This is a genomic window from Saccharopolyspora montiporae (assembly GCF_015209505.1).
Classification (GTDB): Bacteria; Actinomycetota; Actinomycetes; order Mycobacteriales; family Pseudonocardiaceae; genus Saccharopolyspora; species Saccharopolyspora montiporae.
The window spans coordinates 66,927-80,011 of record NZ_JADEYC010000004.1 but is presented as its reverse complement, the minus strand read 5'-3'; the positions used below and the strand labels follow the sequence as shown (position 1 = coordinate 80,011).

At 70.1% G+C, this 13,085-nt stretch carries 12 protein-coding genes and 4 tRNA genes; 7 read left to right on the top strand and 9 right to left on the bottom strand.

Annotated features, from left to right (window positions below):
* Window positions 1-316 precede the first annotated feature (316 nt).
* Together IQ251_RS02270 and IQ251_RS02265 are read left to right on the top strand one after the other, a co-directional pair.
* Window positions 317-925: a hypothetical protein gene (locus IQ251_RS02270; protein ID WP_193926715.1), complete on the top strand. Its 609-nt coding sequence runs from the start codon at window positions 317-319 to the stop codon at window positions 923-925.
* Between the two features lie 307 nt (window positions 926-1,232).
* Window positions 1,233-2,006, top strand: coding sequence for a transposase family protein (locus IQ251_RS02265; protein ID WP_193926714.1), 774 nt, complete (start codon window positions 1,233-1,235; stop codon window positions 2,004-2,006).
* A gap of 110 nt (window positions 2,007-2,116) precedes the next feature.
* Here IQ251_RS02265 and IQ251_RS02260 read toward each other — a convergent pair.
* From IQ251_RS02260 to IQ251_RS02245, 4 genes are all read right to left on the bottom strand, one after another.
* Window positions 2,117-2,191 (bottom strand) — tRNA-Val (locus tag IQ251_RS02260).
* Between the two features lies 1 nt (window position 2,192).
* Window positions 2,193-2,264, bottom strand: a tRNA-Cys gene (locus IQ251_RS02255).
* A 51-nt stretch (window positions 2,265-2,315) separates the two neighbouring features.
* A tRNA-Gly gene (locus IQ251_RS02250) sits at window positions 2,316-2,388 on the bottom strand.
* Window positions 2,389-2,528: 140 nt separating this feature from the next.
* Entirely contained in the window at window positions 2,529-2,954 is a 426-nt protein-coding gene (locus IQ251_RS02245; protein WP_193926713.1) for an SsgA family sporulation/cell division regulator, read from the bottom strand.
* A 796-nt stretch (window positions 2,955-3,750) separates the two neighbouring features.
* Between IQ251_RS02245 and IQ251_RS02240 the strand changes: the two genes are divergently transcribed.
* From IQ251_RS02240 to IQ251_RS02230, 3 genes are all read left to right on the top strand, one after another.
* On the top strand, window positions 3,751-4,365 hold the full coding sequence (locus tag IQ251_RS02240; protein ID WP_228045987.1) for a TIGR02611 family protein: 615 nt from the start codon (window positions 3,751-3,753) through the stop codon (window positions 4,363-4,365).
* A 55-nt stretch (window positions 4,366-4,420) separates the two neighbouring features.
* A tRNA-Val gene (locus IQ251_RS02235) sits at window positions 4,421-4,492 on the top strand.
* A 140-nt stretch (window positions 4,493-4,632) separates the two neighbouring features.
* Window positions 4,633-5,385, top strand: coding sequence for an amidohydrolase family protein (locus IQ251_RS02230; protein ID WP_193926712.1), 753 nt, complete (start codon window positions 4,633-4,635; stop codon window positions 5,383-5,385).
* Here the strand turns inward: IQ251_RS02230 and IQ251_RS02225 are convergent.
* From IQ251_RS02225 to IQ251_RS02215, 3 genes are all read right to left on the bottom strand, one after another.
* Window positions 5,373-6,425: a nitrate- and nitrite sensing domain-containing protein gene (locus tag IQ251_RS02225; protein WP_193926711.1), complete on the bottom strand. Its 1,053-nt coding sequence runs from the start codon at window positions 6,423-6,425 to the stop codon at window positions 5,373-5,375. The genes IQ251_RS02230 and IQ251_RS02225 overlap by 13 nt on opposite strands.
* A 294-nt stretch (window positions 6,426-6,719) precedes the next feature.
* Window positions 6,720-7,106 (bottom strand): phage holin family protein, encoded by a 387-nt coding sequence (locus IQ251_RS02220; protein WP_193926710.1) that lies wholly within the window; start codon window positions 7,104-7,106, stop codon window positions 6,720-6,722.
* Window positions 7,107-7,189: 83 nt separating this feature from the next.
* The gene (locus IQ251_RS02215; protein WP_193926709.1) at window positions 7,190-8,164 is read right to left on the bottom strand and encodes a Ppx/GppA phosphatase family protein; all 975 of its coding nucleotides are present in this window, start codon (window positions 8,162-8,164) and stop codon (window positions 7,190-7,192) included.
* 226 nt (window positions 8,165-8,390) lie between these two features.
* Here IQ251_RS02215 and IQ251_RS02210 point away from each other — a divergent pair, with 226 nt between their 5' ends.
* Both IQ251_RS02210 and IQ251_RS02205 read left to right on the top strand, forming a co-directional pair.
* Entirely contained in the window at window positions 8,391-9,437 is a 1,047-nt protein-coding gene (locus IQ251_RS02210) for an LLM class F420-dependent oxidoreductase (RefSeq protein WP_193926708.1), read from the top strand.
* Window positions 9,438-9,500: 63 nt separating this feature from the next.
* On the top strand, window positions 9,501-10,589 hold the full coding sequence (locus IQ251_RS02205) for a Zn-dependent alcohol dehydrogenase (RefSeq protein ID WP_193926707.1): 1,089 nt from the start codon (window positions 9,501-9,503) through the stop codon (window positions 10,587-10,589).
* 48 nt (window positions 10,590-10,637) lie between these two features.
* Here the strand turns inward: IQ251_RS02205 and IQ251_RS02200 are convergent, their stop codons facing one another.
* Both IQ251_RS02200 and IQ251_RS02195 read right to left on the bottom strand, forming a co-directional pair.
* Window positions 10,638-11,972 (bottom strand): MFS transporter, encoded by a 1,335-nt coding sequence (locus tag IQ251_RS02200; RefSeq protein WP_193926706.1) that lies wholly within the window; start codon window positions 11,970-11,972, stop codon window positions 10,638-10,640.
* A 120-nt stretch (window positions 11,973-12,092) separates the two neighbouring features.
* Window positions 12,093-13,058, bottom strand: a complete 966-nt coding sequence (locus tag IQ251_RS02195) for a D-2-hydroxyacid dehydrogenase family protein (RefSeq protein WP_193926705.1) — start codon at window positions 13,056-13,058, stop codon at window positions 12,093-12,095.
* Window positions 13,059-13,085 lie beyond the last annotated feature (27 nt).

Below are 13,085 nucleotides of genomic sequence, written 5' to 3'. Positions count from 1 at the left end.
CGCGCGATACTGGGATCGAACCAGTGACCTCTACCGTGTCAAGGTAGCGCCGGCAACCGTCCTCACCTGCGGAGATAACGAATCGGCAGACCAGGACGGTTCCGTTGGGAGCCGTTCGAAGCGGTTCAGCGCGGGTGATTTCTCCCCATTTCCTCCCAGGTTGGCGGCTCCCAACGCACCGGCACGCTGGGACTCACCTGGGCTGCAGATGCGCGGAGATCTCCGAATCAGCTGTGATCGTCAGATCGTTGCGATACCCTCAAAATGAAAACGATCTTGTTTCCGACGCCCGTGTGGCGCGAGGGGAGCCGCCAGGATGCGCACTGGAGAGTTGGTCGCGGTCGTCGACTTCACAGACGATGCCAATGAGGACCACTGGGCTCAAGCGACGTGGCATGGCGAGGTCGCCGCGCGTGAAGCCGCGGAACGGGCGGGGTATGCCAAGGTGCAACTAACTCGGAGTTTCCCCGACTTCCGAACGGTGGCTCTCACGGCCCCGGATGGACGAAGCTTCGCTGCTGTCCTCCGTGCCCAGCCAGGCGGACCGTACTGGGGCACCGCCCGACCGCCGACAGAGCGTGATCTGGCCATCTGGGAGGGGCGACCGGGCCCGCCAGAACCGGCGCCGGTTGAGCCACAGCGGGAACTTTTGAAGATCGAGAAGACATGGAAGCGGATCGAGCAGAACGCCGGTGAGGTGTTCACGACGGTCCGAGGAAAGGAGTTCACCTACAGGATTGGCGGCGCTCCTGTTCCCTGGTACGTGACCCTCTCTCACCTTCGCCGAAACATAGCCCGTGGAGATTTCAGCAATGCGCTGGACGCATGGCCCGTCGATGGCCCGAGCAAGCTTCCACCAGTCGCCCAGCCCTCATATGTCTACGCTATCTTGCGTGACCCGCGCGTCCGCGAGAAGGACTGGTGACAAGGAATACCAGAAACCCACACCGGGCCCGCTCAGGGTTTGGCCCTGTCGCCAATTTGATGAAGAAGGCGTAGTCGATCTAGATCCGCAAGCACTCCGCGTTACGCGAAACGATAGGCTAGGGTAGCGGACTATTTCACGGTACTTCTCGGTTTGCATTCCGTCCGTCGACACGAAGGAGTCTGACGATGCGACTCACAAGGTTCGGAGACCTTCCCGAGGGGAGTGTCGATCTAACGGTTCTTTCCAAGGTTCCGTGATCATGGACCGGGGCGGGGTATCTAGCGGGTTTCTGTGATTATCTTGAGTGTGTGATCAGGAGTGGTTAGACGGGTTGTTGCCGCACTTGGCCGGGGCGGTCATCGAGGGAATCGAACGGATGCCGGCCGGTGTTCGGGTCTGGGCGCGTGTCGACGCGAACGGCGCATCCTGCTGGAGCTGCGGGACGCCCGCTGTGCATAGCCGTTACGAGCGGACGTTGGCTGATCTGCCTGTGGCGGGGCAACCGGTGGCGCTGCGCCTGCGGGTGCGCCGTTTCTTCTGCGACGACCGGACGTGTTCGGTGCGGACGTTCGCGGAGCAGGTGGAGGGGTTGACCACGCGGCATGCGCAGCGCAGTTCACCGTGCCGTGAGTCGTTGGCCCAGGTCGGGCTCGCGTTAGCGGGCCGTGCTGGGGCTCGGCTCGCCGGTCTGCTCGAGATGCCGGCCAGTCGCGGCACGGTTCTTAGACTGGTCCACGCACTTCCCGAGCCCGCGATTGAACCAGGAACCGTTCTCGGCGTTGATGATTTCGCGCTCGCACGCCGACAACAGTATGCGACCGTGATCATCGACGCGGTCAGCCACCGTCGTATCGATGTGTTGCCCGTGACCGAGGACGGGGTGCCCGAGGTCGCTCGCCGGGCCCGACTTGGGCAGAAGATGAAAGGTATCGCACGGGTCTACGACCACGTCACCCCGGCCATGCGCGAACAGATCTCCGAAGCGCTCGAAGCTCGATGGAACCGAGGACTGGCTGTGATCAACGACACAGAACGAGGCTGGCTGGAACAGCACACACCGTGGCTGAAGCTGCCCTGACTCAGGCCGCTCTCAAGCGTGAGCGATGGGGTCACCCCATTCTCGCCCCATCGCAGCGAGCCAATGAAAACGCATGATCCATGGTCAGGCACTCTGACCTGCACAAAAAGTGGTGCGCGATACTGGGATCGAACCAGTGACCTCTACCGTGTCAAGGTAGCGCTCTCCCGCTGAGCTAATCGCGCGAGGCGGAGGCGGGAATCGAACCCGCGTACAGGGCTTTGCAGGCCCTTGCCTAAGCCACTCGGCCACTCCGCCGCAACGGAAGCGGATCGACGCATCGCCGGCCCACTCCGCACGAGATTCCAGAGCGGACGACGGGACTCGAACCCGCGACCCTCACCTTGGCAAGGTGATGCGCTACCAGCTGCGCTACGTCCGCCTGCCTGCGACGTCCGGTCCGGCTGACCCGCTGCCTTCCGCCGCGCTGCACCGTGAACTCTAGACGACATCCGCGAACACGATCAAAGCGGGGGTGCCCCGCACCCCCGCCCGGTATCGCGGGAAGCCGATCGGGGCTGGTCAGCCCATGTCGTGCGGCAGCAGGCGCGTCAGCGCCTCGTCCACGTCCACCCAGAGGTTCTCGTTGCCGGGCACCACGACGTCGTACGTGCGGTCCAAGAAGTCGGCGAGCTCCTGGGCCGACGCCTCGAACACGGCATGCCCCGACGGCGAGCTGAGCTCGATGGCGACCACCTCGGGGTCGTCCGGCGCGGGCCGGATGGTGACGTCACCTTCGCCCGCGTGCGCGATCAGCCCGTCCGCGAGCAGATCGCGGGCGAACACCCACTCGACCCAGCCGGCACGGCCGGTGCGGAACGCGGCCACCACCGCGTACGGGTCCTGCGTGTCGTAGCGGAGTTCCACCTGCACCGGAACTGCGGGCGACTGCGGGGCCAGCAGATCGAACACGGCCGTCGAACGCAATGTCACATGGTCGTTACGCATTGTCCTCCCCTTCCTGCTCCCGACCAGTACATCGGCCGAGCAACACAGTTGTGACGCCTCATCGGACCCGGACGCTCGCAACTCCCCGATAGATCACCCGTACGGGCCACGCCCGAATTCGTTGGGCAACCAGACAACTGCGCAACGTGTTCAGTATTTCGGCTCGCACGCATCCGCGAGACCGACCCGCCCGCGACACCGGCCGACACCGCAGCCGGCCGGGTACCGGCTGCAGCGGCGAACGATCCGCCGCGGACTTGCCCGACAGAGGACGGTGGGTCGCAGGGCGGCCACTCGGTGGTGCCTGATTGCTACTACTGTTCGCAATCAGGCAGTCGTACCGGTGCCCGGCCTTCGATCCTGCGCCCCGGCTCGGTGGACCCCACCGCCGAGACCCGGTTTGACCACCGGGTTCCGCACGAATCGAGCCTTCCGAGCGCCGTCACGAGCATAAGCGATGGCGCGGGGGGCGATATTCCCAGCGCAGCCGCGCGCTGAGACCCTCGCCACCCATGTTCCCCGGAACGGGTTAGGCAGCTGCTCCGCATCGTCACGGAGGCCGCCTGAGTCCGAACTCCCGCTCGAATTCGGCATCACAGTGTGACCAGGGTCGAAATCCTCGAATCGGCACTCGGTTCAGCAAGCTTGAGAGCGAGTAGGGTGATTCGGGACACACTTTGCGGAGCGGGCCGCCCGAACCATCCCCGTCTGCCCGCTTGACACCCCCGGCGGGCGGGGAAGCCGGGCGGATCCGCCTCCGCTGGACCGGCGAGCCCAGTATCGTCGGGAGGCGGACATGCGGTCGTGCAGGCATCGGAGCGAACGACATCGCAACAGCGCGGACAAGGCAGGTGCGGTCCTGAACCCCAGAACCGAACCGGGCGAGCCCGGGACACGCGACGAGTCGGCGGAGCGCGACGCCGGGCGCCGGGAGGCCGCCACCGGGAGCCCCGACGGCGGGGACGCCGACGTCCCGGGACACACGGGACTGCGCGGGCGGCTGCGCGCGATGCGCGACGCCGTCGCCGCACGCCGGGACCGCATCCGGCACCGGCGCACGCTCAACACCACCTACCGCTGCGTGCTGGGCACCGTCGGCGCCATCGTGCTCGTGGTGGGGATCGTGATGGTCCCCTACCCCGGCCCGGGCTGGCTCGTGGTCTTCGCCGGGTTGGGCATCCTGGCCACCGAGTTCCACTGGGCGCACCGGGTCAACGCGTTCGCCAAGCGGCACTACCAGCGCTGGGTGCATTGGCTCGCCCGCCAGCGCGCGATCACCAAGATCGGGGTCATGAGCGGCACGGCGGCCGTGGTCGGCGTGACCCTGTGGATGATGGGCGTGTTCGACCTGGTCGGCGGTTGGTTCGGCATGCACATGACCTGGCTTGCCTCCCCCCTGTTCGGCTCCTGAGGACGACCGTGTAATCTTTCCCCGTCGCCGCAGAAGGCGGCGGACAACAGAACTCGGGCGATTAGCTCAGCGGGAGAGCGCTTCGTTCACACCGAAGAGGTCACTGGTTCGATCCCAGTATCGCCCACCGACGAAAAGGCCAGGTCGGAACCCGAAAGGGTTTCCGCGCCTGGCCTTTTCGCTGTTTCGGAGGCCACTTCGCCGTTCGGGGACAGATAAGCCGCCCGATTCCCGCGCCCGACCGACCCCGCCCCGGGAGCGCCCACCGTGACCGACCGCCGACCGCTGTTCGACGCCCATTTCCACGTGATCGACAGCCGGTTCCCGCTGCACGCGAACAACGACTACCTGCCCGACGAGTTCACCGTCGACGACTACCGGGCCCGCACCGAGCGGCTGCACGTCGTCGGTGGAGCGGTGGTGTCCGGTTCGTTCCAGCGGTTCGACCAGACCTACCTGCTCGACGCGCTCGCCCAGCTCGGCCCCGGCTACGTCGGCGTCACACAGATCCCGCACGACATGCCCGATCGGGAGATCGCCGAGCTCGCCGAGCGGGGCGTGCGCGCGATCCGGTTCAACCTGCGCCGTGGCGGATCGGCCGGGCTGGAGCACCTCGACCACCTCGCCCGCCGGGTGCACGGCATCGCCGGGATGCACACCGAGCTCTACGTCGACGCGCGCGACCTGCCCGATCTCGCCGACACCCTCGCCGCACTGCCCGCAGCCAGCATCGACCACCTCGGCCTGCACCCCGACGGGCTGCCGCACCTGCTCGGCCTGGTCGAGCGCGGGGTCAAGGTCAAGGCCACCGGTTTCGGCCGGATCGAGCTCGACCCCGCGCACGCGATCCGCGCGATCCTCGACATCGACCCGACCGCGCTCGTGGTGGGCACTGACCTGCCGTCCACCCGCGCGCGCCGGCCCTTCGCGCACGCCGATCTCGACCTGGTCGCCGAGGCCGCGGGCGAGCACGCGGACGCCGTGCTCCGGCACAACGCCGCAGCGTTCTACCGGGTCTGACCGGCGGTCTCCTCGGGCTGCTGCGCTGCGCCCGTCCCGACCGTGGCGCCGCGGGTGCGGGTACGGCTCGCGACCGCGGCGGTGGCGGCCGCGAGCACGACCGGTCCGGCCGCGCCGACCGATGCGGTGGCCCACAGCTCCCGGTCCGCGGCGCGCACGCCGGTCTCCGGTGCCGCGGTGGCCTGCTCCACCGCCAGCGCCACCAGGTCCTGGGTCACCCGCGTGCTGGTGCTGCGCCACTGCTCGCCGTCCGGGAGCGGTGCGCCGCTTCCGGGTGCAGCGCTGATCAGCTGGTCCTGCAGGTCCATGAGCGTGCGCCATCCGTGCCCGGTGACGAGTTCGCGGTGCACGGCCGCGGCTTCGCGCGCCAGGTCCGGCAGGCCCGGTTCCAGCACCGCCCGGTAGCCGCCCACCTGGCGGGCGAACTCAACGTGCTCGGCAGTGGTGAACCCGCCGGATCCCAGCGCGCCGTCGGCCAGCGCGGCCGCACCGGCCATCCGGGCGCTGACGCGGAACAGCTCGGCGGCGGTGCGCAACTGGTGCCCGGCGGTCGGATCGGCCACCACCCGCGCGCCGACGTCCAGCCGGTGCACCCCGGCGTCGAGCAGACCGCCGTAGAACGCGGCCACCTCGCCGCGCGGCACCGTCCCGGCGTCGACGGCCTCGCGGTGCTGCGGGAGTCCGGCGAACCGGTCCGGCACGGCGCCGGCCACGACGCGCAGCCGGGCGAGCGCTTGGTCGGTCTGGGCGCGCTGGGACAGCAGCGCGGCCGCGTCCGGACGCCGCTCCCCCGGGCCGGGCGGCGGGGCCAGGCGCTGCAGCGCCAACCGGCGCTCCTGTTGCACGGCCACCAGCACGTCGACCACCGGCGTCGTCTCGGCGCGCACCCCGGCCGCCGCCGACCGATCGGCGAGCGCACCGTGCACGGCGATCGAGGACACCAGGAGCCAGACCAGCAGCAGGACCAGGCCGGGCCATGCCGCGGCCCGCAGCCGTCGGGGCCGGGCGTCCGGTCGGCCGGAACCCATCGTTTCCGCCACAGTGCTCCGCACGAGGTCGAGTAGCACCGCGACCGGCCGTCCCCGACGTGCGGACGATCGCGCTGAAGTGTCAGCAGGTGCGCCCGCTTCGAGAGGGGCGCGGCACCAGCGCGATCCGGGGAGAACGATCACCGACCCGGGTCCCTGGACCGGGGCTGGTGCAGCCGATCAGCTCCCCGAAGCCGACCGGCGGACGGTCGACGACCCTAGCACGCGCTGATCTTGGACCCGCGCCGCACGGCCGCCGGGGCCGCAGGACCGGAACCGCGGCGGAACCGGCCCTGCGGCAGTGGATCAGCTGCGGTCGTCGCTGCCGGACCGCTCGAACAGCCCGGCCAGCACGCTGGTGACCACGGACACGATCAGCGCGCCCCAGAACGCCGCCCAGAACCCGTCCACGTGGAACGGCAGCTGCAGCTGACCGGCCAGGTAGCTGGTCAGCCAGAACAGGAGGGCGTTGACCACCAGGCCGAACAGGCCGAGGGTCAGCACGTAGAGCAGGCAGCCGAGCGTTTTGGCGATCGGCTTGAGCACGAGGTTGACGACGCCGAAGATCACCGACACCACCAGCAGGGTGAGCACCTTGGCGGTGGTGTCGTCGCCTTCCAGCGTGATCCCCGGCAGCGCGGTGGTGATCCACACGGCCACCGCGGTGATCACGAGCTGCACCAGAAGTGCCACGTTGGACCTTCCTGTTCCGCGGGTGTTGAACGCCGCCGACGCTACCGCCCGGTGCCACCGCCGGAACCTCGACCGCGGCCGGTTCAGCGGAACAACGCGGACAGTGCGCGGGCCGCTCCGTCCGGTCGCTGCCCGCACGCGCGGTACGCCTCCAGGAACCGGAAGACGAGGCCCTCGCGCAGGCCCCACGGGCAGATCTCCAGCTCGTCCGCGCCGATGACGTGCAGCACCCGCTCGGCCAGCAGCGCACCGGCCAGGATCCGGCGGGCCCGGCTGCGCGAAACCCCGGGCAGCCGGGCCCGTTCGCGCTGCCCAAGCTCGGCCAGCCGCGGGATCCACGGCTGGAGCAGCCCGCGGGAGAGCCGGTCGGGGTGGCGGACGGGGTGCTGCGGCGAACTCGCCGTCAGCACCGCGAGTTGGCGCAGGACCTTGGACAGCGCGACCGGATTGCCGGGCCCGCGTCCGGCGAAACCGCGCAACCGGTCGGGCAACGCCCGGTCCAGCGCGGCGCGCAGCGCGGCCACCTGCTCCGGGCCGGGCGGGTCGTCGGGCAGGAACTGCCTGGTGAGGCTGGCCGCGCCGAGGGGCAGCGAGACGATCTCCGCGGGATCGGTGCCGATGCCCGCGGCGACGTCGGTGGTGCCGCCACCGATGTCCACCGTGGTCAACACGGAGCCGGACCTGCCGTGCCAGCGCCGAGCGGCCCGGTAGGTCACGGCGGCTTCGTCCCGCGGGGTGAGCGTGCCGATGCGGACGTTGGCGGCGGCACTGAGCCTGCGGCGCAGCGCGGCACCGTTGCGGGCGTCGCGCACTGCCGAGGTCGCGTACCCGAGCAGCACGTCCGGCCGGTCCTCGCGCGCGGCCGACGCGCAGCGGCGGACCGCGCGCACCGCGAGCGCGGCGCCTTCCTCGCTGATCATCCCGTCCGGGCCGGTGTTGTCCGCGAGCCGGGTACGGGCTTTGACGCTCCAGTCGGCGCGCGGGACCCTCCCGCTGTCCAGGTCCACCATGTCCAGCCGTGCGGCCGTGGACCCGATGTCGAGCAACGCCAGCCTCATCCGACCCCTTCCCGCGGCTCCCGGCGCTCCGGTGCGCCTCGTCCCCATTGTCCGGACCGGTGCCGGTCAAGATCGTCGCGACCGGGGGAATCCGTGAGAGGTGCATCACAAAGACCGGTTCGGCGCCGATCTCCCGACCGCGAAAACCCGTCGGTAACCTCAGGAGCGCCTCGGCGGCGTGGCCGGAGGGCGGGCATGCCGCTGCCGCGAACGGAGAGGACCACCAATGCGCATCGGGATGCCGCTCAACTACAGCGGAGGATTCAAGGAGACGGTCGACAACCTGGTGCGCTTCGAGCGCGCCGGGCTGGACATCGTGTACGTGCCGGAGGCGTACTCCTTCGACGCCGTCAGCCAGCTCGGCTACATCGCCGCGTGCACCGAACGGCTCGAAATCGCCTCGGGAATCCTGCAGATCTACACGCGCACGCCGACCTTGACGGCCATGACCGCCGCCGGTCTGGACTACGTCTCGGACGGGCGATTCACGCTCGGGATCGGGGCGTCCGGACCACAGGTGATCGAGGGCTTCCACGGCCTGCCCTACGACGCACCGCTGGGACGCACCCGCGAGATCGTGGACATCTGCCGCCAGGTGTGGCGCAGGGAGCGGGTCGAGCACTCGGGCAAGAACTACAACATCCCGCTCCCGGTCGAGCAGGGCACCGGGCTCGGCAAGCCGCTGAAGCTGATCAACCACCCGGTTCGGGACCGCGTGCCGGTGATGATCGCCGCGATCGGGCCGAAGAACGTGCAGATGGTGGCCGAGATCGCCGAGTCCTGGGAGCCGATCTTCTACCTGCCGGAGAAGGCCGGCGAGGTGTGGGGCGAGTCGCTGGCGGCGGGCAAGGCCAAGCGCGATCCCTCGCTGCCCGAGCTCGACGTGGTCGCCCAGGCGCACCTGGCCATCGGCGAGGGCCTGGACGACCTGTTGGACTTCGGCCGCCCGCAGGTCGCGCTGTACGTGGGCGGGATGGGCGCCAAGGGCAAGAACTTCTACAACAACCTCGCGCGCCGCTACGGCTACGAGGCCGAGGCGGAGAAGATCCAGGACCTCTACCTGGACGGCAAGAAGGAGGAGGCCGCGGCCGCGGTCCCGCGCGAACTGCTGGAGAAGACCACGCTGATCGGCCCGGAGGGGCACGTCAAGGAGCGGCTGGCCGCGCTCAAGGAGTCCGGGGTGACCACGCTCAACGTCACGCCGGTGGCCGGCAGCCCGGAGGAGAGCGCCCGGCTCATCGAGAAGGTCAAGGAACTCGCCTCCGAGGTCTGACCGGCGGCGCACCCATTCCCCGGGGAACCCACGATCCCGAACCACACGCCCGTGAGGAGCGGCATGACAACGGCGCAGGCGGCAGTCATCCGGGAGACCGGCGGCGAGATCGCGCTGGAGGAGGTGGAACTGCCCGAACCCGGCCCCGGCCAGGTTCGGGTGCGGCTGGCGGCGACCGGGGTCTGCCACTCGGACCTGTCGCTGGCCACCGGCGTGCTGGCGCATCCGGTCCCCGCGGTCCTCGGGCACGAGGGCGCCGGGACGGTCGTGCAGACCGGTCCGGACGTGGCGGGTCTCGAACCCGGCGACTCGGTGGTGCTGAACTGGACCCCGCCGTGCCGGGAGTGCTGGTTCTGCACCGCCGGTGAGCCCTACCTGTGCCCGCACGGCGGCAACGCGATGGCCCAGCCCTACGCCGCGCTCGGCGACGGCACCCCGGTGCATCCGGGGCTGGGCACGGCGGCGTTCGCCACCGAGACGGTCGTCGGCGTGAACTCCTGCGTGCGGCTGGACGCCGACATCCCGCTGGAGCAGGCCGCGCTGCTGGGCTGCGCGGTGCTGACCGGGGCGGGCGCGGTGTTCAACGCCGCGCGGGTGCGTCCCGGGGAGAGCGTGGTCGTGTTCGGGCTCGGCGGTATCGGGTTGTGCGCGCTGCAGGCCGCGCGGATCGCCGGGGCGGGAACGGTGCTGGCCGTCGACCCCGCGCCGGACAAGGCCGATCTCGCGGTCCGGCTGGGTGCCGACGAGGTCCTCGAACCCGGGCCGGACCTGAGCAAGCGGATCCGCAAGCTGACCGAGGGCCGGGGCGCCGACCACGCCTTCGAGTGCGTCGGGCGCGCCGAGACGATCCGGGCGGCGTGGTCGGCGACCCGCCGCGGCGGGCAGGCCACGGTGGTCGGGCTCGGCGGAACCGGCGACCAGTTCAGCTTCAACGCGCTGGAGGTCGCCCACTTCGCGCGCACGCTGCGCGGCTGCATGTACGGCTCGACGGACGCCGAGGCGGACATCCCGGTGCTGCTGGAGCACTACCGGTCCGGCCGGCTGGACCTGGATTCACTGGTGACCGAACGGATCGGACTGTCCGATGTGGGCGGCGCCTTCGAGGAGATGCAGGCCGGACGCGGTGTCCGGCGGATGGTCGTCTTCGACTGACGCGGTTCCGCGCCCGGCGCTCGGTCGAGCACCGGGCGCGGCGCCGGCTCAGGACATGCTCTGCTCGGGCGTGCGCGGGGATTCCGGTTCGCGCTGGCGGGTTTCGCGCAGGAACAGCACGGACAGCAGGGTGATCACGCCCATCAGCAGCAGGTAGGCCGACACCGATGCGGAGCTGCCGGTGGCGGCCAGCAGCGCGGTCATGATGAACGGGGTGCCGCCGCTGACCAGGATCGCGGCCAGCTGGTAGGCCAGCGAGGCGCCGGAGTAGCGCACCCGCGGCTCGAACAGCTCGCTGAGGTAGGCCGCCAGCGGCCCGTACGTGAGGCTGGAACCGATCCCGCCCACACATGCCGCGATCGCGACCCCGGTGATCGTCCCGGTGTCCACGAGCCAGAAGAACGGGAACGCCCACACCGCGAGCAGCCCGGCACCGGCGAAGATCAGCGGCCTGCGGCCCACCCGGTCGGACAGCTGCCCGCTGAGGAAGATCACCGCCACCGACACCGACGAGGACAGCAGCGTCACCAGCAGCAGCGAATTGCGGTCCATGCCCAGTTCCCGCGTGCCGTAATCGAGCAGCCCGGAGATGCTGATGTAGAAGATCGCGTTGGTCGCGAACAGTAGCCCGGAACCGAGCAGCACCGGTTTCTTGTGCGAGCGCAGCACTTCCAGCAGCGGAGCCTTGACCACGTCCTGCTCGCGCTGGTCGGCGCGGTCCTGCAGGTCCTGGAAAACCGGCGTGTCCTCGATGCGCAGCTGGATGTAGAGCACCACCGGAGCCAGCACCGCGCTGGCCAGGAACGGGATTCGCCAGCCCCAGGACAGGAACGCCTCCTGGCCCATCGACGCACCCACGAGCAGGAAGGACAGGTTGCCGAGGATCACGCCGAGCGGCACGCCCATCTGGCCGAAAGTGCCTGCCATGCCGCGTTTGCGGCCATCCCCGCTCTCGGTCAGCAGCAGGATGATCCCGCCCCACTGGCCGCCGACCGCGATGCCTTGCAGGAATCGCAGCAGGACCAGCAGGATCGGTGCCGCGACGCCGATCACCGCGGCGCCGGGCAGCACGCCGATGAGGAAGGTCGAGGCCCCCATCAGCACCAGGCAGGTCACCACCGCCGGTTTGCGGCCGATCTTGTCCCCGAGGTGGCCGAAGACGAGGCCACCGATGGGCCGGGCGATGAAGCCGGCCCAGAACGTGGCGAACGCGAGCAGTACGCCGATCAGCGGGCTGGCGCCGGGGAAGAACAGGTGACCGAAGACCAGGGCCGCGGCCGTCGCGTAGATGAAGAAGTCGTACCACTCGATGGAACTGGCGATCAGTGCCGCGGCCAGCAGTTTCCGCGGCGCGCGCGCCGGGGTCGGTTGCGGTGCTGTCATGGGGTGTCCCCTTCGGAGATGGACGTCACAGACCGACTGGTTGGTATGACACTGTGATGCGCATCTCCCCGACCGTCAAGACCGGAGGTCCGGACCGGCCTCCCCGGGAATGCGGCGGGCTCAGGTGAGCCGGCGCACCGGTGCGCCGGCCAGGAACGCGGCGATGTCCTCGACGGTTTCGGCGTAGAACTTCTCGTAGGTGCCCTCGGTGACGTAGCCCAGGTGCGGGGTGAGCACCGTGCGCGGGGTGTCCCGCCACGGGTCACCCGCGGGCAGCGGTTCGCGGCCGAAGACGTCGAGCCCGGCGCCGGCCAGCCGTCCGGCGTGCAGCGCCTCGCGCAGCGCGGCCTCGTCCACCACGGGGCCGCGCGCGGTGTTGACCAGGTACGCGGTGGGCTTCATCCGGGCGAGTTCAGCGGCGCCGACCAGACCGCGGGTGCGCTTGCTGAGCACGGTGTGGATGCTGAGCACGTCCGAGCGCTCGAACAGTTCGCCGAACTCCACCCGCCGCGCCCCGGCCTGCTGCGCCCGTTCCGCGGTGAGATTGGCGCTCCACGCGATCACGTCCATGCCGAAGGCCCGGCCGACTTCGGCGACCCGGGTTCCCAACCGGCCCAGCCCGAGCACGCCCAGGGTGCGCCCGCCGAGCTCCAGACCGACCCCGCCCTGCCAGCCGCCCCGCCGCAGGAGCAGGTCCTCGTTCGGGATGTCGCGCACCAGCGCGAAGATCAGCCCCCAGGTCAGCTCGGCGGTCGGTGCCCACGAATTGTCCGCGGCGCCGCTGGATCCGGTGCCGGTGACCACGATGCCCAGCTCGCGGGCCGCGTCCAGGTCGATCGAGGCGTTGCGCATCCCGGTGGTCACCAGCAGCCGCAGGTTCGGCAGCGCTTCGAGCACCTCGCGGGGGAACGCCGTGCGCTCGCGCATGGCCGCCACGACCTGGAACGGTTCGAGGCGGGCGACCAGGTCGTCGCGGTCGGCGATGTGCTCGTGCAGGAACTCCACCTGGGCGGGCAGCGACTCCCAGTCGGCGTAGCGGTGCGCCACGCGCTGGTAGTCGTCCAGCACTGCGACTCGGACGGACATCGCGGACCTCCTCGCCGGGATGCGGTT